The sequence below is a fragment of the Clostridium sp. YIM B02555 genome, assembly GCF_022320955.1.
In the GTDB taxonomy this organism is placed as follows: domain Bacteria; phylum Bacillota; class Clostridia; order Clostridiales; family Clostridiaceae; genus Clostridium; species Clostridium saccharoperbutylacetonicum.
Map to the genome: position 1 here is coordinate 1 of NZ_JAKJJY010000032.1, position 22,705 is coordinate 22,705.

Consider the following 22,705-nt stretch of genomic DNA (forward strand, 5'->3'; position numbering starts at 1 on the left):
ATTTCTAGTGTAGTGTTACGATTATAATTTCTCAATGATGTATGTATATTCCATTTATAAGTTTGATTATTAATTTGGATATCTTTAATTGATAAAGTTAATTGCGTGCTGAAGGCACTTTGTTTGTTATTAGAAGGAAGGTGATTGAATGAAAAAGAGTATTTCAATATTTATAATGCTTATATTTATAGTTGGGATAATTGGTTGTACATCAAAAGAAGATAGTGAAAAGAGTTTAGCAAAAGTGAGATTTCCAGAAGATCCAAAGCAAGAAGAATTAAGAGATCCAAGTGTTGTTTTAGATAAAAGCAAATGGGGCACTTTAGGAGCCCATGATCCATCTATTTATAAAGATAAAGATACATACTATGTATTTTCAACAGATGCTAGAGTAGGTGGTCCGGCAACGCCAGGTATACAAATTAGAAAGTCTAAGGATTTAATTAACTGGGAATTTGTAGGCCAAGCCCTAAAAGGAATTCCAGATGAAGCAAAAAGCTGGAGTCGTGCTCAAGGAATATGGGCACCAGAAATAACAAAAGTAGGGGATGAATATTATTTATATTATTGTGCATCAACCTTTGGTAAAAATAGATCATATATAGGGCTGTTAAAAAGTAAAGAAATAGAGGGCCCTTGGGAAGATCAAGGTTTGGTTTTAAAGACTAATCAAGGAGATGATAGAAATGCATTAGATCCTAATATAGTCTTTGATAAAAATGGTGATATGTGGATGTCATATGGGTCCTTTTGGAATGGGATCTATTTAGTAAAACTAGATAAAAATACTGGAAAGCCAATCGATCCAAATGATAAGGGTAAAAACATAGCTAAGAGGGCAGCGTCTGTAAGTGGAGCGGTTGAAGGTCCGTATATTATATATAATGAAGAACAAGGAAAATATTATTTGTTTGTTTCCTACGATTCTTTGAGTTCAAATTATAATGTAAGAGTTGGAAGAGCAGATAATATAGAAGGACTGTATTTAGATAGTGATGGAAATAATATGACTGAAGTGACTAAAGTAGAGCCAAATGAAGTCGGGAATAAAGTTTTAGGTGGATATAAATTTGGAAATGCAGAAGGCTGGATTGCTCCGGGTCATAATTCTATATTAAAAGATGATGGTAACTACTATATAATACATCATGCAAGAACTGAGAAAAAAACTGATTGGTTTTATTTAAATGTGAGAAAAATATTGTGGTCGAAAGATGGATGGCCAATGATTTCTCCAGAAAGGTATGCTGGAGAAAAAGAACAAAAAATTGAGAAGGAAGCTATTGTCGGTAAATGGCAGTTAATAGTACAAGATAAAAACATCAATACAATGATATCTTCTGTAGAATATGATTTAAGTAGTAATGGTAAATTAAAAAATGAAAAAACATCAGGAAAATGGAAGCTGGAAGGAGAAGATGACATAACTGTTGAAATACCAAATTCTAATGGAGAAAGTGTTGAATATACAGGGAAGGTGATGCCTTCATGGGATTGGGAAAATAATAAACAAACACTTATAATTACCGCACTAGATAAAAAAGGTGTGTCGTTGATTGGTAAATTAATAAGATGATGGTTCAATTACTGGTTTCAAATTATCAATTGTCAATTTTGAGGAATTAGAACAATTGAATTTTATGAACTAGATGAGTTGCTGTCAATTATCAATGGCAAATTTTAGGCTACATGATCTTTTCGTATGGGCGTTTAATTGTTTATTCTGTGAACTTTTTATTAGAACTACAATCTTTAACTGATAATTGGATATTTGTAATAGGTGAATAGATATGTATGAAAATAAAGAAAAGATATTTTAGTGGAAACATAATGATATCTTTTCTTATTTTTTTATTGTGAAAAAGTTACTTTAGGTGAAAATGTAATTAGTTATGCGGTTATTGAGTTAAAGGATTGTAGATTAATCTAACGCTTATACCTTGGTTATAGTTTCCGAAATTCTTTCCGAAAATAGTTAAACCGCCAACGTGCTTTGTATCTTCTGGAACAGCTAATTTAAATTGTATATCGCTTTTGTAATTTAATTCTAAATCTTCTAAGGTAACATCTGAAATTTTCATTCCATCAATAAAGGTTCCATAGGAATTTATGCTTAAAAGTTTTAATAATCCATATTGATTCCAGTTAGGATTCCACCAAATTGGAGTTAAAATTCCTTTACTATCACCAAAATCTCCTGGACTAGTCCAGCTTCCAATGTTTAGATTATTAATGTAAAAATGTATATCAGAAGGCCATACACTACATACACCAGGAGCTTCTGAACTTATTTCCATAGAAATTTGAAGTTCGGATAAGGTTTCATTAGGTTTTAGATAATTAGGAATTCTATACTCTATGTAGCCTTTAGTAAACCATAAAATATCGGCATTTATTCTTTCAGGATCTGCAAAATAATTAGGGTTATCAACTTCACCTATAAGTTTATCTTTAGTTGCAATTCCGCAAGTAGGTGTAATATCATAGTTTGAATAATGACCTATACTTAAATTAATGTCATAAGAATTATCCACATCTTGTTTTCCTATATCAATAACAAACTTATCTTCATGCAGAGAACATATCTTTTGCAAGCCATGCTTTCCGGTTAAGTTTGTGGTTTTGATTAATCCGCATTCTTCTAATTTCTTTATATGCATTGTTACTGCACCATTGGTCAAATCTAATTTTTCAGATAATTCATTCATGTTTAATTGTTTATATTGAGACAAGATATCGATGATATTTATTCGTACATCTGAACTTAAAGCTTTGAATAAGGGTAAACTATCCTTTAGATTAGTAATATGAATCATAGTAATCTCCTTTATAAGTTAATATTTATATAATAAAAATGAATAATACGATTTAAGTGGTGAATTAAAAAGTAATATATATTCTAATTATCAATGTTCAATTAATGGCAAAATCAATTCTAGATTTTTTGAATAGAAATGTACAATTTTAATTGGAACTTATATATATTATTATACCTATAGATACAAGAAAAGTGAATTATTATTTTAAAAATGTATAAATTAAAACTATTTGTTAATGATCATATTCATGTAAAATATAGAAAAAAATAGGATATAAAAAGATATTTGTGTAATTTTTTTGGGGGAAATATGTGCTTTGAAGTATATTACAAGGTTTTAATCGGTGGAAAACAGCATTGATTTAATTAAATTTAAAATATTTTAATTATATTTAATTTAAAGATGTTGACTTTGGTATATAAGGGTATATAATAATTGTATAAGCATAAATTAGTGGACAATGAATTTGTTGCTGAGGACATTATAAACACAAGCTTTAGTGAGAAATTAAAAAAATGAGAAAAAGATTATATTTAAAAATAAATGCATTTATAGATTTGAAGTATTGTTTAATGTTGTTTAAAATAAAAGGAATTATAAATGCCTATTAAACGTATTAATAATTAAACTTTTTATGAAAAATGGGGGAAGCTATGAGCAAATTAATAAGGGATACTCAAAGTGAGAAAGATGAAATGAATAAAAAATATAAAAATCCAATAATAATTCAAAGGGCAGATCCGTATATCCATAAACATAAAGATGGCTTTTATTATTTTATAGCTTCTGTATCTGAATTTGATAGGATTGAACTTAGAAAAGCAAAGACTATTGAAGAGCTGCAAGCTGCAGAAACAAGGACTGTTTGGAAAAAGCATGACAGTGGAGAAATGAGTGAATTAATATGGGCACCAGAAATTCATTATATACAAGGTAAATGGTACATATATTTTGCTGCTGCTCCAAATAGGGAGGTAACTGGAATTACTTTTAACCATTCTATGTATGTGCTTGAAAATGCTAATGAAGATCCGATGACAGATAATTGGATTGAAAAAGGAAAAATAGAAACTGGCTGGGATAGTTTTGCATTAGATGCAACTACTTTTGAACATGATAATAAGCTTTATTATGTATGGGCTCAAGAAGATCCAGAAGTAGAACCAAATTCTCATTCTAATATTTATATTGCAGAAATGGAGAATCCTTGGACCTTAAAATCTAAGCCTGTATTATTATCTAAACCAGAATTAGATTGGGAAATAAAACTATATTGGGTAAATGAAGGACCAGCTATATTAAAGAAAAATGGGAAGATATTTTTAACTTATTCAGCTAGTGCTACCGATGAAAATTATTGTATTGGTATGCTTACAGCTGATGAAAATAGCAATTTACTAGCCCCTTCATCTTGGGTTAAATCTAAAGAACCTGTGTTTAAAACTTCTTATGAAAATCATCAATATGGACCAGGTCATAATAGTTTCACGGTTTCAGAAGATGGAACCCAAGATTTATTAATTTATCATTCGAGAAATTATACTGAACTTAAAGGAGATCCTTTAAGTGATCCTAATAGACATGCAAGAGTTGAGATAATTAAGTGGAAAGAAGATGGAACTCCTGATTTTGGAGTGCCTTCACCTGATACGCGTATATTTGAAGTTTAATATGTCAACTATTCTAGGTTTATAGCCATATGTAAAAGGTATTAAGCAATTTACATGTGGCTATAATTATATTTATATTTTATAATTACATCATAGTTATTTAAAATTTGTTTTTTTATTTTTAAATAACAAATTTATTTATAATGGAGAAGTGTATTATGTTAAAAGATAAAAAACTATTTTTATTAGATATTGATGGAACAATTGCGTTAGATACTACTTTGATAGATGGAACTTTAGAATTTATGGAGCATGTTTTAAGTATAGGTGGAAAATATATTTTCATAACTAATAACTCTACTACTAGTATTGATGATTATATTAAAAAATTTGAGAAGTTTAAAATAAAAGTTGATGCAACTAGTTTCGTTACCTCTTCTTATGCTACTGCTTTATACTTGAGAGAAAATTATAAGGATAAAAAGATTTTTGTTTTAGGTACAAAGTCCTTTATCCAAGAACTAAAAAGCTTTGATATAAAGGTTACAGAAGAGCAGGAGGATGATATTTTCTGTGCAGTTGTAGGCTTTGATAATGAATTAAATTACAAAAAGATAGAAGATATTTGTGAGCTATTAACTACAAGAAATATAGATTACATAGCAACTAACCCAGATCTTGTTTGTCCAACTAGCTTTGGCTTTATACCAGATTGTGGTTCTATATGCCAAATGATAGGTAATGCAGTTAAAAGAGAACCTATATACATAGGAAAACCTAATAAGGCAATAGTTGAAATGTGTTTAAAGCAAACTGGATATTCAAAGGAAGAGACTTTAGTTATTGGAGATAGATTGTATACTGATATTGCTTGTGGAATTAATGGTGGTGTGGATACGGCGGTTCTATTTACTGGTGAAGCAAAAAAGGAAGACTTAGCTGACACAGAGTTTAAACCAACATACAGTTTTGAATCAATTAAGGAACTGTATGAAGAATTATCAATTTAATACATAGAATAAGAACAAAAGTTAAAATATAAAATAAAAATTAAGAACTCAAGAGTTAAGTATATGTTATAAGCACTTGAGTTCTTGTGATTTGAAGTGCTAAACTAAAAATTACATCTTGAGATTTATCCAAAATAAATTGAAAAGTTAATTAATAGTTTTATTTATCAATGTAACCAAACCTTATCATGGCATTAGATAAACCATCAGCAAAAATATTATCTGTTATATATGTAGCAACTTTTTTTAATTCATCTACTGCATTTCCCATTGCTATTCCTTGTTTTACCGTTTCAAACATGGTAATGTCGTTATAACCATCCCCAAAAGCAATGGTATTTTCTAAAGGGATATTTAGAAAATTAATTACATGTTTAATTCCAGAACTTTTATCAAAATCTTTAAAAGATACATCGGCAGACATGTGAGCACCATGACTGTTAAATACTAAGCTGTCAGAAAAATACTCTCTGCATTTTTTTAGTTGAGATTCATCGTTATAAAAAATATCAAAAGCATTAGCGTGAATGTCTTCTAATTTCCATTCTTTAATTAGATATTCTTCACCAGTAAATTGAGAATTATAGTGCAGAATTTCATCTGCAGCCATTTTATATGGATATCCTTTATATGGACCAGCAAAGGCACCTCTTATATCTAATTCATTAAAAGCTTCAATGAGTCTTGTTATAGTCTCAGGTTCTAGAGTTCTATCATAAATACTTTGGCCGTTATAAACTATATAAGTTCCATTTGCAGATATGTATCCATCAAACATTTTATCTCCAAATATTTGATAAATAAATCTCATTGGTCTGCCAGTGCATATAAAAGCTAAATTCCCTTTTTCTCTGAACTTTTTTATAGCTAAGACAGTACTATCTGGAATTCTGTGTGTAGTTCCATCATTGCCATATAAGGTACCATCAATATCAAAAAACGCAATTTTTTTCACTTTAAGTCCCTCCCCAATATTAAAATCAATTACACTTTATTTTAACATTGTTACAATAATATTGAAACTTTTTAATAGAGGTTCAATGATTTAATATATATGAAAATAAGGTTATAAATCTTCGATTATAAATTAGTCTTTGATACAGATATCCAATTTAATAATCAAACTTATAAATGGAATGTACATGCATCATTGAGAAATTATAATCGTAACACTACACTAGAAATTAGATACATTTTTCTGGAAGCAGGCATGTGAAATTGAGATGATGATGGTTCTTAATTGGGGCTTGTCTCATTTACAGCTTGTCCGAATTTTGCATTCGGAACACGCTGTAATGACGACAAGCCGCCATTTAGAACCTTCCAGCGAAAATTTCACTAGTCCTGTGGAAGATAAATGTATCTGATTTCGGTAAGTTTCGTATATGTCTAATTCTCGCCTTGGATATCTATAAGGAAAACTCTATGAAGAAAGTTTATTTTTAAGGCATTAATTTTTTCAAAATTTGTTAAATTGAGATGTAAAATATTAATTAGAAATTGTATAATAGAATTTAATCAACAGAAATTTTTAAATTTTATAAGTAGGAAGGTGACAGTATGGATATAGAAAACATTAAAAGTAAAATTAAAGATATTAAACCATATATTAATGGTTGGAGAAAAATGAGAAGATCAGCAATAATAATTCCTATTATAAATGTTGATGGAGAAGTACAAGTTTTGTTTGAAGTAAGATCAAAAAAGTTGAATAGCCAGCCTGGTGATATTTGTTTTCCAGGAGGAAAAATAGATGAGGGTGAAACACCAAAGACAGCTGCCTTAAGAGAAATATCAGAAGAGCTTGGAGTAAGCAATATACAAATAATCAATGAATTAGATACAGTAGTTAGATTTGATGGAATAATAATTCATCCTTTTGTTGGAGTGATAGAAGATGTTAAGGATATCAATATAAACAAAGATGAGGTGGATCATATATTTCTTGTTCCATTGGATTACCTTATAAATCATAAATATTTAGAGGTAAATAGCAAAATAAAAATTGATAGACCAAAAGATTTTCCTTATGATTTGATAGTTAACAAGGAAAATTATAAATTTAGGGAAGCTGGTTACAGATCGTTGTTTTATAAATATGAAGACTATAATATTTGGGGAATTACTGCTGAAATGCTACAGGATTTTTTAGATAATTTGTAGCCACCCACCAAACCCTGGCGATTCCTACTAAACCTTGACGAAATCGCCATCATGGTCAGAATTTAACCAAACTAAAAATTCAAACAAGAACCTGCTAAGAAAAATCAACACTTTTTTAGTAGTTTTTTAAAAATAAATATTTATATTTATTTTTAGGGGTATCGCAAACAAGCCAACCAGATATCCTGCTTATATCAATAATACGCCAATAGGTAGTAAAAAGTTAGAAGAAGCTAAATGTTTACAGGATGAAATAAAATTAAATTTGCCCAGTGATGTTAATAATACAAATTATTTAGATATAAAGGTTGCTTTTGACTTAGAACAAAAAAATACTTATTGTGAAAAAAGAGAGGAAGAAACCCCTTGGACTTTAGTAACAGGAGATTCCTATTTATATATTGGAAATAACACTATAAATGAATATTATTTTTCTAGTTATGGTGCTTCATTTGTGAAAGATGGAATGTTTAATGATACAGCAATTAAGCTTTTATCAAATGAAAAATTGGAGTTAACAGATCCTTTTAGCTCAAAAATTGCTGATTTTCAATTTGATGTATCGAAATTTAATAATCAAAAGGCTATGCTTGTATTAACATCACCAGATAGTGAAATATTAAAAGATTCATTAACTTATTTAAGCTCAACTGAAATGCTTTCAAAACTTAATGGAGATTGTGCAATAATAGATCGAAATGGTGATATTAAAACCTATAAAATGAAAAAAGAAACTTCAAAGCCTTCTTATGAAAAACTTCAAGCTTTAAGTGGCAATGCTAAAGCATTGCTTATAATTACAGGATTATTTGTAGTATTTGCAGTAAGTGCTGCAGCATTGTATTTCTTTAAGAATAAGAAAAGGAAATAAATAAAATCAGAATTTGTATTTAAGATATTAGAATAGTAATCGAGAATGTTGAAAATAACAATAAATTAAAAATTATATAAATAAAAAGGTTAAAGGCTTAGTATAATGATACTAAATCTTTAACCTTTTTCGTTTCATATAATGTTAACATAAAAATTTTTTGTTAAATTTTTATAGCTCTCCAGCAGGCTTCTATAGTTTGCTTTATTTCCACTTCGCTTAATGGATACTTATTATTTAAATGGCCTTTAATAACGGATATAATCAGCCCAGTAGCTATCTGACAACACATCATCAAATTCATTTCTCTAATAATTCCTTGCTTTTGCCCTTCAAGTATAATTGAAAAAAAATCATTCATTGCAGGATCAGTTGTGTTTTTAAATTCTTCAGATATATATGGCGAATGATAGTAATTTTCAAGAAATTGTAATTCTTTTGGATAATGGATTGCAAAATCTGCTATTCTATTTAAAAGAAATTTAAATCTTTCATATAATGCTTCTGTAGGATCATAATTTTCTATTATGAACTTTGACATATGAATAGCTATAGCTTTGTATAATTCATTTACTAGTTCTTCTTTATTTTTAAAATAGTTATAAACAGTTCCAGATCCAACATTTGCTCGTTTAAAAATTTTTGCAAATGTAACAGATTGCAAACCTTCTTCTGTAATTAAATCAAGAGTTGACATCAAAATGTCATCACGTTTTCCCATTTCATTCACCTCTAGTACTATGGAATTTTTGTTCTAATTAATTTTATATTTTTTTCATTTTGATGTCAATTATAGATATATAAATTCCAAAAGAATGTTTTTATGTTGCAAAAATTAAATGAGATAGCATGATATAATATAAAAAATAATTATAAATGGCATGTTAATTCCAATAAATATTAAAAAATATATAATTTAAATTAAAAAATGCGTATTTAAGTTAAAATATTGGAATAAAAATTCTAAAATTTATTGACAATATTGATATAAGTATTTATAATTTTATTTAGAATATATATTCCAAAAAATAATAAATAGTGAAAATATGAATAAGATAACGGGAAAAAATTAAAGCTTTAATGGAGGTTCAACATGTCAGAAAAAACATTAGTTTTATATCATTCAGTTCAAGGGAATACAGAAAAAGTGGCTAAGATTTTATCAGACGAGCTAAGTTGTAACATAATTAAAATTAATGGAAAAGATAACGCATCACAATTGACTGCTATAAAAATTATCAGACATATTGCTCAAGGACGCCAATTTAAAAGTAGAATTAAAGAAATTGATTTTTCACAATATAATCGTATTTATGTAGGAGGACCTTGTTGGAATTACACTTATACACCAGCTATAGGGCAATTTTTAAAGGAAGCAGATTATAAAAATAAAGAAATTATATTTTTTATAACCCATAGAGGAGATTTTGGAAAAAGCTTTGAAAAGTTTAAGGCTGCAATGGCAGGCGGAAAGTTTATTGGGAATATGGATTTTTATAAAGTTAAGGAAATGCAAAATGATGAAGTTAGAAAAAAGGTTAAGGAACAATTAAATAAATTGAAATTAATATAAAGGAGAGAAATGAATATATGAAAAAATTATTAGATACAACTAAAATGGGAAATATGACTTTAAAAAATCGTTTTATCAGTGCAGCCATAGGTGATTTTACAGGTGAAGGTCTCATCAATGAGAGAATTATTGAAAAATATGAGACTTTAGCAAAAGGTGGCGTAGGAACAATTATTACTGGATTTACATTAGTAGATGAAGCAGAAAAATCATTTCCTATATTATCAATATACGAGGATTCATTTATTGAGAATTTCAAAAAGTTAACTGATAAAATTCATTCTCATGGAGCTAATTTTATATCTCAATTAGTATATATAGGTTCCTATGTCATGGGTGATGTAGGGGATAGAGAGATTCTTGGACCAAGTGCCGTAGCAAACCCAAATACTAATGTTATTCCTAAAGAGATGAATATTAGTGAAATAAAAGCTGTTCAACAAAAATTTGCAGAAGCAGCACTTAGAGCTAAAAAGTCAGGATTTGATGGTATTGAAATTCATGCTGCTCACGGATTTCTTTTAAATCAGTTTATTACGCCTTATTATAATCGTAGAAATGATATTTATGGTGGGTCTATAGAAAACAGAGTAAGAATGCTGCTTGAAACATATTCAGCAATTAGAGAAGCAGTTGGACCTGAATATCCAATTTGGGTTAAAGTTAATAGTATAGAGGGATTTGAAGGAGGATTAACTTTAGAGGATTGCCTTTATACATGTAAGGAATTAACAAAACTTGGTGTTAATGCAATAGAAGTAAGTGGTAACTTTATGTCGCTATCCTCAAATAAAGGGATTTATTTTAAAGAAGAAGCAGCTGCAATAGCTAAAGAAAATAATGTTGCCGTTATAGTTACAGGAGGAAATCGTAACTTCGAAGAAATGGAAAAACTGCTAAGTAGTACAAGAATTGAATACTTTGGGATGGCAAGACCTTTTATTTCAGAACCTGATCTTATAAATAAGTATGAGAAAGAACATATAACTCAAACAAAGTGTGTTAGCTGTAATCAATGTGCTAATCCTAGTAATGGTTTCAGGTGTGTTTTAAACAAATAAAGCTTAACTATAGAGTAAATGTAAAGTTATTAAAAATATAAAATATTTACATATCTTATTTAGAGCATCCTGCGAAGCTTAAGATTATATATAGCATAAAATAATACTTTTAATATAAAAAATAATCCAAGGAAAATTTTATCCTTGGATTATTTCATTTTAAAGCTTGCAAAGATTAGATTATATAAACAGAATTATAATTGTGAAATAATATAAAATATTTAATTAAAACGATTAAAATAAAATTTCAGCAGTGTTAATATAAATATAACAAATGAAAACGTAATCGCCAAAATGCGTAAAATGGAGGAAGAAGTATGGATAGATTAAACCTGAGAAATTTAACTTTTGAAAGGATACAAAATGAGTTAGGGATATTACCTAATGATGTTTAAGTAACAATTTTTGAAACTCCTAAGTACAAGTGGGGATAAGAGGATTACCAGGAGATGAAATAGGATTAAATTATAAAATTAATGTATAGATTGAATAGTTGATAGAAATAACATTGTAATGAAGAAAAAATATAAGAAAGTGGTGATAAAATGGCATTTCTATTAAAAGGATAATATAGTATTTCTAACTTGGAAAAAATTTTGTTGTTTAGATGATTATAGAAAGCCAACAACATTTGCACTAGAGTTACTGAAACAATATGCTAATAGTAATTTTGCAGTTGATGCAAGAAATGGATTTGAAGATGATAAAGCAGATGTTGAATGGGGATTTTCTTTTCTATTGCCAGAAATAGCAAAAACTGATTGTAGATATGTAGTGTTTATAATGAATGAAGTTAACGAAATAGAAGAAGAAATGGATATGTGGACGAGAGAATTTACGAAATATTTTGTTGTGAAAAAAGTAGAAAACTATTCAGAGGCAGTCGAATTCATATTAAAACAAATAGAGAAAACGGAAAATGATGAATAATATGCTGCGTTATGAATATAATGTTCACTGAATATTATGTCTCTAGAAATTCCAAAAGAGAATTCTTGTTTAGTATAAAAATTTTTTTATATTTAGTGCATATCCATTGATGTTTAGAGAATTTATTTAAAGTTCTATTTACAGTAATTCTACTTACACCTACAGATTTGCCAATATCTTCATGAGTAGAATTAATGGGGGAATTTGTATGTCTGCTCATATTTAATAGATATTGAGCTATTCTTTTTTCAGCAGATAAAAATGAAATATTATCAATTTCATTTGATAACATCCTAACTTTTTGTGATAAAAGTTCTATGAAATTTAAGGCAAGAAAAGGTTCGTTTTGAAAATATGACATAATATCAATTTTATTAATAGTGATAATTTCTGAATCGGAAAGAGTTTTAGCTGATGACATTCTTGGAAATCCATCAAAAAAAGAAGCTTCTCCAAAAATTTCACCATTTTTATAAATTTTTAATATTTTTTCTAAACCATCTGAGGAATTTGCAAAAACTTGAACAATTCCTTCCTTTAAGTAATAAAAATTATCAGCAAATTCTCCTTGCTGATAGATTAGCTGATTATTTTTAAATATACGAGTGGGTTTTGTTTTAAAAGTATCAAATAATTTAGCGGGGATATCTATCCTGTGGTCTAAAAATAAAGTTCCTTTATCCAAGAAAAACACCTCCATTGAAATAATATTTTTTTAATTGTATCATAGTTTACATTCTTCGTTAATGTTTTGTGCAATAATATAATAAAAAAATCTCGGAGGTAACGGATTATGAAATGGAATAGTAATCTATATGATAATAAACATTCTTTTGTAGCGGAATATGGTAAATCTATGATTGATTTAGTAAATATTAAGAAAGATCAAAAAATTTTGGATTTGGGTTGTGGTACTGGGATACTAACAAATGAGTTGGCAAAAGAAGAAGCAACTGTTATTGGAATAGATTCGTCAACAGATATGATTGAGAAGGCAAAATTAAATTATCCAAGCTTAAAGTTCCAAGTGGCAGATGCAACAAACTTGGCTTTTGAAAATTATTTTGATACTGTTTTTTCTAATGCGGTTTTTCACTGGATTCCAAATCAAGAAAAATTATTAAGTTCCATTTATAATTCATTAAAAGATAATGGAAAGTTGATTTGTGAATTTGGAGCAAAAAATAATGTGTATCAAATTCAAGCTGCATTTGAAAAAGTACTAAAGCAAAATGGATATTTATATTGTTCAGATTTTTTTCTACCTTCAAAAGAGGAATACAAATTATTATTAGAAAAAACTGGCTTTGAAATAGAACATATAATTGAATATGATAGACCAACGCCACTTGCTGATGGTGAAAAAGGATTACGTAATTGGCTCTGTCAATTTTTTGCAAGTTATTTATCCAATGTATCAGATAAAGAAAGGGAACAAATCTTATTTGAAACAGAAAAAATTTGTAGAAATAGTATATGGAAAGACAATCAATGGATAGCTGATTATAGGCGTATTCAAATTATTGCAGTAAAAAAATAAAGACACATTTCAGCCAGTGAAAAAGGTGGGGAATATATAATGATAATTTCTGAAAGTAAACTTGTAATGTTTTATGGTTGTAAGTATATTGAGGAAAGATTTATAAAATGGAGGTATTACAGTGGAAAAGATATTTGTGGAAGGTGAAAATTTACTTTTAAGACCCTTGTCATTTACTGAACTCTTAAATATTAATAATGATAGAAAAATTAAAACGCCTATAGATACAGAAGCAATATTTGATTTTGTTAAAATAGCAATAACAAAGAAAATAGAGAAAATGAAAAAGGTTAGTGAAGATATCCATGACTGGTATACTTATTGGCTTATTATTAATAAGGATAATGGGGAAGGAATAGGTTTTATTGGATTTAAAGGAATTCCAAATGAAAATGGATATACAGAGGTTGGGTATAGCATATCTTCAAATTGTAGAAGGAAAGGATTTATGACAGAGGCGTTATCTCTATTAATGGATTGGGCGTATAAATATCCATTAATAGAGGGTATAACAGCTAATAAGGTATTAAAAACAAATACAGGCTCTAATAAAGTGTTAAATAATTGTAATTTTACATTAGTAGGCTCTTCAAATGAATTTAATAATTATATTATTAAATTTAAAAAGTAGCATATTTAGAATTTGTAAATTGATTTTTTATTAATTGAATGTGATTTAAAAGAAATTATTATATTCAGATAAAATATTAGGAGTTGATAATATGAATTATAGAGTTGATATACTATTGTTTGATAAATTTGAAACTTTAGATGTATTTGGACCTGTTGAAATACTTGGAAAATTACCAGAGATTTTTAAATTGAATTTTATTTCAGTTGACGGTGGGCTGGTTGAAAGTTCTCAAAAGGTAAAGGTGGAGACTAATTTATATACAAGTGATGATGCTTTGAAAATTTTATTTGTGCCAGGTGGAAATGGTACAAGAGAAAAAGTTAATGATAATGATTTTATTAACTTCATTGAAAATATGTCAAAAGAAGCAAAATATATAATAAGTGTGTGTACAGGGTCAGCTTTACTAGCGAAAGCAGGAATTATAAATGGAAAACGAGCAACAACAAATAAAAGAGCATTTAAATGGGTTACAGAACAAAATGAAGATGTGCTATGGGTAGAGGAAGCTAGATGGATAAGAGATGGCAACATATTTACATCTTCTGGCGTTTCAGCAGGGATGGATATGGCATTAGGTTTTATAGAAGAGTTAATTGGAAAGGAAAAAGCATTAGAGATTAGCAAAAGTATTGAATATTTATGGAATGAAGATAGCAACTATGATCCGTTTTTTAAAATGTATGAATGATTAGATAAAAATTTGTAGATGAGAGAAGTTAAATTGGTAATGATAATTAACTGGAATGATTTTTGGAAGGTTAGCACAATTTATAAGGATAATTGCTAAGGGAATTGTTAAGTCTTTTAATAAACAGTAGGGAATAGTAATTTTAATATTATTAGATATTTTGAAAGAGGTGTTTTTTTTGAAAAGTAACTTAGAGTTTAGATTTGCTGATATAAATGATACAGCAAAGATTTTGTATTTTATAAAAGAATTGGCGTTGTACGAAAAAATGTTAGATGAAGTTGTAGCAACAGAAGATCAATTAAAGGAATGGATTTTTGAAAAGAAAAAAGCAGAAGTGATTTTTGCGATAGAGAATGGGAAAGAAATCGGATTTGCATTATTCTTTCATAATTTTTCTACATTTCTTGGACATTCAGGAATATATTTAGAAGATTTATTTGTTTTGCAAGAGCACCGTGGAAAAGGATATGGCAAGTCAATTTTAAAGTATCTTGCTCAAATAGCTGTTGAGCGTGGTTGTGGTCGTCTTGAATGGTGGTGCTTAGATTGGAATAAGACAAGTATTGATTTTTATTTGTCATTAGGTGCAGAGCCTATGAATGATTGGACAGTGTATCGAATAACAGGAGATACTTTGGTAAATATGGCAAAGTAAATGAGGAAGTTGTTTGAATTAATAGAAGGAGCTACAAAATGGAGGAAGAAATATTACAAATAGAAGAGTTATCAATAAATGCTTTTCCTGCAATATTAACAGAATTATATGATGGGTGGATTTTAAGATATTCAAATGGATATACATACAGAGGAAATAGTATAAATCCATTGTATTCATCAACAATTAATTTAGAAAATAAAATTGACTATTGTGAAGATAAATACTTTAAAAAAGGATTACCATGTATTTATAAGATGACAGAAAATGTTGCTGAAGGTTTGGATACATGTTTAGAAAAACGTGGATATACTATTGAAAAATCAGCAGATATTATGGTTTGTGAAATAGATAAAAGTACAGTGCCCCGGCTTCAAGATGTTAATATCAGTATGGACATGACTGATGAATGGTTAGAGGGATTTCTTAATCTTAATGAAATAATAGAAGAAAGCATAAAAGCTACAGTAAAAACTATGCTTTCCAATATACAAAATCCAGTAATTTGTGTAAATATAAATGAAGGTGATACTATGATAGCTTGTGGTCTCGGTGTTCTTGAAAATAGAAAAATAGGTTTATATGATATTGTTGTTATGGAACAATATAGGTGTAAGGGACTTGATGGAAAAATATGTCAAGCGATTATAGATCAAGGAATTAAAAATGGTGCAGATATGGCATACTTACAAGTAACTTCATTAAATGAGCAAGCAGTTAGATTATATAATTCTCTTGGATTTAAAAAATTATATACATATTGGTATAGAGTGAAAAAAGTAATATAAGAAAACTAATGGAACAGGCTGTAAATTAAGCTTGTTCCTTTTTGATTTGAAAGAAATAAGTGTGTTTTTAACAGTTAAACAAAATTAATATAAAAATTTTTGGATTTTATGTTTTTTCTTTAATAAGTGCATATATATTAAATAGAAATCTATAGAGAGAGCAGCTATTCACATTATAAAAGAGAAGCTATGCGCCTTACAAAAAAAGCAGCTATGCACTTATAAGAAGAGCAGCTATGCTGCAATACGAAACTTTTTACAATTCGTAACTATTCTGCAACTGAAATTTCTTTAACACGGAACATCTTTGAGGGTTTATTTAGTATATATGAAGGGGAATGATATCAATGAGAGAAAGAAAATATGCACATTAGAATAAAGCAGCTATGCTGCAAATAAGAACATTTTTGAATATTAAATTGTTTATTATATATATGAAAGGAAATGAGTAATATGAGAGAAAGAAAGTACGTAAAATTCAGAGTAGACATGCCAGATGACACAAAATTTAAAATAATAGATATGAAACCAGAAAGAGATCTTATTCAATATGTATGGTATAGGCTTGTACTTCTATGTGGAAAAGTTAACTTAGCTGGAGAGTTATATCTATCAAAAAATATTCCTTATACTGCAAAAACTTTAGCTATAGAATTTAATAGAGGTGTTGAACAGATTGAATTGGCTTTAGATGTATTGATTGGGTTAGAAATGGTTGAGCTTACTGAACATAAGGTTTATTATGTGAAAAACTTTGCTAAGCATCAAAATATAAAAGTTAAGGAAAAAACTGAAGCTGATAATAAAGAAGTCCTTGCAAATAATAGAGCCCAAGAAGATGATAACTTAAAAAATGAAATTCAAGAGAATGATAATAATAAATCTGAAAATCAAGTTAATATAAATGAGGGTGAAAGTTTTTTTGTGAGCAATGCGAATGATAATTTTGAAACGGTTAAAGATATTGCAAAGGATGAAATACATGATAATAAAAATAATGAACCAGAAAATCAAGTTACTACAGAGGAAGTTGCAATAACTACGACAAATAATTTGAATGATAATATTGTTATGCCTTTAGATAGAGAGAAAGGTGAGAAAACAAGGAAAAGGAAGAAGGATAATATCATTAATAATACAGATGAAGAAGATGGTGTTGGTGAAATATGTACTCTGACTAGCGGTGAATTTGTACTTGGCAAAGGGGATAAAATTATCTCCGCATGGACATTTTAAGTAATGTAGGCATTTTGTTAAAAAGTCATATAAGGTATAATGTTATATATATGTAACTTAATGTAAAGAAAAGAATTACTAATTATCAATAATTACGAAAATAGGTGATATATTTGAATTTTGAAATATGCTTTAATGAATCGTCAACAATTTTAATGGAGGGTGCATTAGGAGAAAGATTAAAACGGGAATATAATATTATGTTTGAAGATAAAGTTGCGATGGCTAATCTAATTTATGATGATAAATCAAGACAAGCTATGCAAACTATTTTTCAAGAATATGTAAAAATTGCTGAGAAATATAGTTTGCCATTTATTGCAACAACTCCAACTCGCAGAGCTAATAAAGAACGTGTTTTCCAATCTAATTTAAGTGAAAAAATTATTGAAGATAATGTGCGTTTTTTACAAGAAATTAAGAAAAATACTAGCACTAATATGTTTGTTGGTGGTTTAATGGGATGTAAGGGAGATGCATATAAAGCAACAGAAATTTTATCTATGGAAGAGGCTCAGGAGTTTCATTCATGGCAAGCAACTTTATTTAAAAATTCAGGAGTGGATTTCTTATATGCTGGAATTATGCCTGCTTTATCTGAAGCAATAGGAATGGCGAAAGCTATGGAAAGTACAGGACTTCCATATATTATTAGCTTTATGATTAGGAATAATGGGAAGCTAATAGATGGAACCACTATTCATAATGCCATTTTAAATATAGATGAGGCAACAGTTTATAAACCAATTGGCTATATGACAAATTGTATTCATCCAGAAGTTTTAGAAAAGGCGTTGTCTGCTCCGTTCAATAAGACTAAATTGGTAAAAAGTCGTTTCTGTGGTATACAAGCAAACACTTCACCATTATCACCAGAAGAACTAGACAATTATAGTGATTTAAAATCATCTGATAGTGTCAGCCTTGCTGTTGAAATGATGAAGTTAGAGCAGTATTTTACACCTAAAATTTTTGGTGGCTGTTGTGGTACTGATAATACTCATATAGAAGAAATAGCTAAAAGAATAAAAAAATAAACCTGTTGGAATTCATATTAGGTACATAGATTAATAAATTATTGACAATATACAATGTTGGATATATTATAAGTTATATAAAATGTTGGATAGGAGGCGATTTATATTATTAAAGTATTGATTCTATATTATTTGAGTATTAAGCCAACACATGGCTATGAAATTCAAAAGTTTATACAAGTAAATAAAATGGATAGTTGGACTAAAATTCAATCTGGTTCTATATATTATGCGTTAAGTAAGCTTGAAAAAGAAGGGCTTATTATATTAGCTGAGGAGATAGGCAGCGGTACGAAAGCTCGCAAAATTTATTCTATTACAGAAAAAGGCAAAAAAGAATTGAAAGAATTAGTCAAACAAGAATTAAGCCATCATATAAATGAAATTGGTTCAGATAAGTTTATCATTTATCCATTGTTAAACACTCTTGATAAAAATAGTATATCTGATGAAATAATAGAACATATTGAAAAATTAAATAATCAGAAAATATATCTTGAAAAATGGCAAAAAGTTAAAGTTAATCAAAAAACTTTAGAAATAGAAAAAATTGCATTTCAAATGATGATTTCTAATCTTGAATATCAAATTAAGTGGCATAATGCTTTAATTGAGAATATAGATGATTGTGTTGAGGCAAGTAATGAAATAACTAATTTAATAGCAAAATTTGATTTTTCAAATGCAAAAGAGATAGAAGTTGATAGAGCAGAAAATATAGAAGATCTAAAATATGAAATATTAAATAATCCTGATACTGCCCCTGAGAAATTGGAGGAATTGATTAAGGCTTTAAGAAAATAATCATTTATCCTATCTTTGTAGATAGGATAAAAAAATAATACCTATATCCAATGTTGGATACAATGAAAGGGTTGATAAAATGAAAATTACTGTATTAATGGGAAGTCCACGAAAAAAAGATGGTTATAATGTATGTGAATTAATTAAGGAAATATTACAAAAGAAAAATGATATAAATTTTGAATATATATTTTTGAAGGATTATACGGTTGAAGATTGTAAAGGTTGTGATATGTGTTTTAAAAGAAGCGAAAAATTTTGTCCTTGCGAGGATGACTTAAACAAAATTAAAGAAAAATTATTAAATTCAGATGGTATTATTTTGGCAACACCAGTATATGCCTATCAAGTTCCAGCGCCATTAAAACGAGTATTTGATAGATTATCATATTTATTTCATCGACAAGAATTAGTAGGAAAACCTATATTAACAGTTGTAACAACAGGTGGTGGAGGGCATAATCAAGTGACTAAATATCTTAAAATGACTGTGTGTGGATGGGGTGGAAATTTGATTGGATCAATTAATATTATATCACCTATGTTTTTTGAAAACTTAAAGGAAGATTTAGAATGGGTATACGATAGGCGTTACTATAAAAAAAGTGTTGAAAAGATTGAAAGAGATGTGAAAAGTTATGTGGAAATTATAGAGAGTAATAATATACATAATCCAACTTTGTATGATATTTTTATGTTTAACTGTTTAAGGAGTAAAACATTTACGTCACAAGCAGATTATGATTTTTGGAAGAAAAGAGGGTGGTTGGATTCTTATTATTTCTATGATATACAGCTAAATTTCCTAAAAAAAGGATTTGGTTGCATTTTAAAAAATTTAATTAATTTAGCAGGTAGGAGATTGAAAAACAAATCAATTCGTTGAGTTTATTTGAAATAATTAGTATTATAATTATAGTCATAAATTGAACGGATAATGGAGTGATTTTATGAAAGTAGCAGTTTTATCTGATGTTCATGGTAATGGAGTAGCGTTACAATATACTATAAATGATTTGAAAAAATTAGGTGTTAAAAAGATTATTATTTTAGGAGACATAGTTATGAAAGGTCCTATGCCTTCTGAATCCATTGAATTATTAAAAGATAAGGAACTTGAAATTATAGCATGGATTAAAGGAAATACGGATTTATGGCTAGAAGAAATTACTGATGTTTGGATACCAAGAACAAGAAGAGAGAAAGATTTAAATTTGTATTATAAATATGCAAAGGCAAATTTAAAGGAAGAGCAAATGATATTTCTTAAAGAATTACCATTAGAAGCTTCTATTAATATAAATGGAATTAATCTACTTTGTGTTCATGGAACGCCTAAATCAATATCTGAAGCAATAGATAGTAGTGTTCCAGAAGAAGAAATTAGGCAGGCGATAGAAGGTGTGAAAGAACAAGTTATTTTGAGTGGACATTCACATACTTCTTTTATTGGTGAAGTTGAGGAAAGAAAGATATTTAATGTAGGAAGTGTAGGAAATTCTCTTGATGGCGATAATAGAATATCTTATGGAATTTTAGAATTTGATAAAAATAATGTTGATTTGATAAATAGAAGAATTAGCTATCCTGTAAATGAAATTATAAATATGGCAGTAGAAAATAGATTTCCATTACTTGAAGAATATAAAAAAATTATAATAAATGGTTCAAATTAACGAAGATAGTTAATAAAAAGGCCATAAAGAGTTAAATAAGTAAAACTAAAGGAACAAGTTGTGAATTAAGCTTGTTCCTTTTAATTTGCAGGAAATAAATATTATAAAAAATAGGCTTACTTATTTAGATAAAAACTACAAAAATGTGGTAAAATATTAAGTGTAAAAGAATAGTTGATATTGAATAAATTGGTTTCAAATCAGCATGTTTGCTATAAATTGTTATATTGTTAACTTTATTAATTCTTATATTTGAATATTGTAATAAATTTAAAAATATACAAATATTTAAATATATATAAACATATTTATTTAAGTAATGTCTTGAGGTGGACAACTATACAAAATATGTATTAGTTTACAAAAAGGAGCTGTTGAACTTGAATTATATAGCTTATTCTATTTTTAGTGCTGTGATAATAATAAACTTAATAATTTTTATATACAGAAAAAATAAGGTTGGAAATATTTTGACGAGTGTTGGGACCTCTAAAGGTTCATTTATATCTGGAATGATTTTTGGAATAGTATTTTTATTGCTAGATGGTTATTTTATATATCTGGAGAAATTCATTGATCATCAGCCAATAAGAATCGCAAATCATAGTCTGATGTTTATTGGAATAATAATGATAATTAATGCCATTACTTCGACAACTTTTATAGGAGAAAAAGGAGTATCATTTATGACAATACCTTTTTTTATATCGTTGAATAAAATATCTGGTTATAAAATTGAAGATAATAAATTTGTTTTAAATAGAGTAAATAAGGCTGATTATAGTATACCTATTAATATTTCTGATAGTAGTAAAATAACAAAAGTTATGAATGAACTTAAAAATAGAGGATATTAGGTAAAGTTTTTTAAGTTTGAAATTAGGAGGGGATAACTTGAAATCAAAACTATTATATTTTTTGTATGCATTTGTTTTTTAGTGCTAGGTATATTGAATTTAATTGATAAAAAATATGTATTTGGAAGTTTGTATATTATTTTTGCAAGTTCATATTTGTTTTCTTATATAGCTAAAAAACCGATTAAAATACAATTGTCTGAAAAAGAACTCAATGATTTAAATGTTGAGTTAAGAGAATTAATTTCAAAAGGTAATAAAATTGAAGCAATTAAAAAGTATAGAATTGCTACTGGAAATGGATTAGTAGAAGCCAAAGAATATATTGACAAATTAGAAGAATAATTATAAAAGGGCCATAAAAGTAAGTTGAATATCACACTTTCTTGGCTCTTCATTTATGTTGAGGTAAAAGAAAGTAGCTAGAAATAAAAAGAGGTGGAGTTATGAATGGAATTAAGGTGATATTTTTTGATATGGGAAATACACTGTTACATTTTCATCATTGTAAATCGGATGATGATAAGGATGAGCAAGGCTTAACATACCTAACTAAATATCTGAATAGGTTTAATAGTAATATTACAATTGATGAAGTAAAGAATGGCTTTTTCAAAAGGTGGATGCATGGTATAGAAGATAGAAGCAGAACATTTAAAGAGTATCCAATAGATGTGTTTTTAAATGGGTTCCTTGCTAAATATAATGTTGAGCTTAATTTAAATGAATTCATATAGATACTTAACT

The 22,705-nt window shown here is 28.0% G+C and carries 25 protein-coding genes; 21 read left to right on the plus strand and 4 right to left on the minus strand.

Annotated features, from left to right (window positions below; genetic code table 11):
* The first annotated feature begins 148 nt into the window (after positions 1 to 148).
* Positions 149 to 1,576 (plus strand): arabinan endo-1,5-alpha-L-arabinosidase, encoded by a 1,428-nt coding sequence (locus L3B98_RS26725; RefSeq protein WP_238918937.1) that lies wholly within the window; start codon positions 149 to 151, stop codon positions 1,574 to 1,576.
* Positions 1,577 to 1,898: 322 nt separating this feature from the next.
* Here the strand turns inward: L3B98_RS26725 and L3B98_RS26730 are convergent, their stop codons facing one another.
* On the minus strand, positions 1,899 to 2,816 hold the full coding sequence (locus L3B98_RS26730; RefSeq protein ID WP_238918938.1) for a winged helix-turn-helix transcriptional regulator: 918 nt from the start codon (positions 2,814 to 2,816) through the stop codon (positions 1,899 to 1,901).
* 656 nt (positions 2,817 to 3,472) lie between these two features.
* Between L3B98_RS26730 and L3B98_RS26735 the strand changes: the two genes are divergently transcribed.
* Positions 3,473 to 4,489, plus strand: a complete 1,017-nt coding sequence (locus tag L3B98_RS26735) for a family 43 glycosylhydrolase (protein WP_238918939.1) — start codon at positions 3,473 to 3,475, stop codon at positions 4,487 to 4,489.
* Between the two features lie 158 nt (positions 4,490 to 4,647).
* On the plus strand, positions 4,648 to 5,439 hold the full coding sequence (locus tag L3B98_RS26740) for an HAD-IIA family hydrolase (protein ID WP_238918940.1): 792 nt from the start codon (positions 4,648 to 4,650) through the stop codon (positions 5,437 to 5,439).
* A 160-nt stretch (positions 5,440 to 5,599) separates the two neighbouring features.
* On the opposite strand, the gene L3B98_RS26745 is transcribed toward L3B98_RS26740, so the two are convergent.
* A complete protein-coding gene (locus tag L3B98_RS26745; protein WP_238918941.1) occupies positions 5,600 to 6,394 on the minus strand; it encodes an HAD family hydrolase in 795 nt (264 codons plus the stop codon).
* A gap of 605 nt (positions 6,395 to 6,999) precedes the next feature.
* On the opposite strand from L3B98_RS26745, the gene L3B98_RS26750 reads away from it, so the two are divergent.
* Together L3B98_RS26750 and L3B98_RS26755 are read left to right on the plus strand one after the other, a co-directional pair.
* Positions 7,000 to 7,602, plus strand: coding sequence for a CoA pyrophosphatase (locus L3B98_RS26750; protein WP_238918942.1), 603 nt, complete (start codon positions 7,000 to 7,002; stop codon positions 7,600 to 7,602).
* Positions 7,603 to 7,867: 265 nt separating this feature from the next.
* Positions 7,868 to 8,473, plus strand: a complete 606-nt coding sequence (locus L3B98_RS26755; protein WP_238918943.1) for a hypothetical protein — start codon at positions 7,868 to 7,870, stop codon at positions 8,471 to 8,473.
* 163 nt (positions 8,474 to 8,636) lie between these two features.
* Here L3B98_RS26755 and L3B98_RS26760 read toward each other — a convergent pair whose 3' ends face one another.
* Complete coding sequence (locus L3B98_RS26760; protein WP_238918944.1) at positions 8,637 to 9,194, minus strand: TetR/AcrR family transcriptional regulator; 558 nt, start codon at positions 9,192 to 9,194, stop codon at positions 8,637 to 8,639.
* A gap of 372 nt (positions 9,195 to 9,566) precedes the next feature.
* Between L3B98_RS26760 and L3B98_RS26765 the strand changes: the two genes are divergently transcribed.
* The 3 genes from L3B98_RS26765 to L3B98_RS26775 all read left to right on the plus strand — a co-directional run bounded on the left by L3B98_RS26765 (position 9,567) and on the right by L3B98_RS26775 (position 12,037).
* Positions 9,567 to 10,046: a hypothetical protein gene (locus L3B98_RS26765; protein WP_238918945.1), complete on the plus strand. Its 480-nt coding sequence runs from the start codon at positions 9,567 to 9,569 to the stop codon at positions 10,044 to 10,046.
* A 17-nt stretch (positions 10,047 to 10,063) separates the two neighbouring features.
* Positions 10,064 to 11,107 (plus strand): NADH:flavin oxidoreductase, encoded by a 1,044-nt coding sequence (locus L3B98_RS26770; protein WP_238918946.1) that lies wholly within the window; start codon positions 10,064 to 10,066, stop codon positions 11,105 to 11,107.
* Positions 11,108 to 11,677: 570 nt separating this feature from the next.
* A complete protein-coding gene (locus tag L3B98_RS26775) occupies positions 11,678 to 12,037 on the plus strand; it encodes a hypothetical protein (protein WP_238918973.1) in 360 nt (119 codons plus the stop codon).
* A 34-nt stretch (positions 12,038 to 12,071) separates the two neighbouring features.
* On the opposite strand, the gene L3B98_RS26780 is transcribed toward L3B98_RS26775, so the two are convergent.
* Entirely contained in the window at positions 12,072 to 12,722 is a 651-nt protein-coding gene (locus tag L3B98_RS26780; RefSeq protein WP_238918947.1) for a Crp/Fnr family transcriptional regulator, read from the minus strand.
* A gap of 108 nt (positions 12,723 to 12,830) precedes the next feature.
* On the opposite strand from L3B98_RS26780, the gene L3B98_RS26785 reads away from it, so the two are divergent.
* The 13 genes from L3B98_RS26785 to L3B98_RS26845 all read left to right on the plus strand — a co-directional run bounded on the left by L3B98_RS26785 (position 12,831) and on the right by L3B98_RS26845 (position 22,695).
* A complete protein-coding gene (locus L3B98_RS26785) occupies positions 12,831 to 13,577 on the plus strand; it encodes a class I SAM-dependent methyltransferase (RefSeq protein ID WP_238918948.1) in 747 nt (248 codons plus the stop codon).
* Between the two features lie 121 nt (positions 13,578 to 13,698).
* Positions 13,699 to 14,208: a GNAT family N-acetyltransferase gene (locus L3B98_RS26790; protein WP_238918949.1), complete on the plus strand. Its 510-nt coding sequence runs from the start codon at positions 13,699 to 13,701 to the stop codon at positions 14,206 to 14,208.
* A 91-nt stretch (positions 14,209 to 14,299) separates the two neighbouring features.
* Entirely contained in the window at positions 14,300 to 14,902 is a 603-nt protein-coding gene (locus tag L3B98_RS26795; RefSeq protein WP_238918950.1) for a DJ-1/PfpI family protein, read from the plus strand.
* Positions 14,903 to 15,080: 178 nt separating this feature from the next.
* Positions 15,081 to 15,560 (plus strand): GNAT family N-acetyltransferase, encoded by a 480-nt coding sequence (locus L3B98_RS26800; protein WP_238918951.1) that lies wholly within the window; start codon positions 15,081 to 15,083, stop codon positions 15,558 to 15,560.
* A gap of 38 nt (positions 15,561 to 15,598) precedes the next feature.
* A complete protein-coding gene (locus tag L3B98_RS26805) occupies positions 15,599 to 16,348 on the plus strand; it encodes a GNAT family N-acetyltransferase (RefSeq protein WP_238918952.1) in 750 nt (249 codons plus the stop codon).
* Between the two features lie 453 nt (positions 16,349 to 16,801).
* Positions 16,802 to 17,584: a phage replisome organizer N-terminal domain-containing protein gene (locus tag L3B98_RS26810; protein ID WP_077365009.1), complete on the plus strand. Its 783-nt coding sequence runs from the start codon at positions 16,802 to 16,804 to the stop codon at positions 17,582 to 17,584.
* 113 nt (positions 17,585 to 17,697) lie between these two features.
* Positions 17,698 to 18,621, plus strand: coding sequence for a homocysteine S-methyltransferase family protein (locus L3B98_RS26815; RefSeq protein ID WP_238918953.1), 924 nt, complete (start codon positions 17,698 to 17,700; stop codon positions 18,619 to 18,621).
* Positions 18,622 to 18,753: 132 nt separating this feature from the next.
* Positions 18,754 to 19,425, plus strand: a complete 672-nt coding sequence (locus L3B98_RS26820) for a PadR family transcriptional regulator (RefSeq protein ID WP_238918954.1) — start codon at positions 18,754 to 18,756, stop codon at positions 19,423 to 19,425.
* Positions 19,426 to 19,504: 79 nt separating this feature from the next.
* Positions 19,505 to 20,311 (plus strand): flavodoxin family protein, encoded by an 807-nt coding sequence (locus L3B98_RS26825; RefSeq protein ID WP_238918955.1) that lies wholly within the window; start codon positions 19,505 to 19,507, stop codon positions 20,309 to 20,311.
* Positions 20,312 to 20,375: 64 nt separating this feature from the next.
* A complete protein-coding gene (locus L3B98_RS26830; protein WP_238918956.1) occupies positions 20,376 to 21,101 on the plus strand; it encodes a metallophosphoesterase family protein in 726 nt (241 codons plus the stop codon).
* Between the two features lie 380 nt (positions 21,102 to 21,481).
* A complete protein-coding gene (locus tag L3B98_RS26835; protein ID WP_238918957.1) occupies positions 21,482 to 21,958 on the plus strand; it encodes a hypothetical protein in 477 nt (158 codons plus the stop codon).
* 81 nt (positions 21,959 to 22,039) lie between these two features.
* Positions 22,040 to 22,303 carry a hypothetical protein gene (locus L3B98_RS26840; RefSeq protein WP_238918958.1) on the plus strand — a complete coding sequence of 88 codons (264 nt, stop codon included), beginning with the start codon at positions 22,040 to 22,042 and terminating at the stop codon, positions 22,301 to 22,303.
* 101 nt (positions 22,304 to 22,404) lie between these two features.
* A complete protein-coding gene (locus L3B98_RS26845) occupies positions 22,405 to 22,695 on the plus strand; it encodes a hypothetical protein (protein WP_238918959.1) in 291 nt (96 codons plus the stop codon).
* The last annotated feature ends 10 nt before the right edge of the window (positions 22,696 to 22,705 follow it).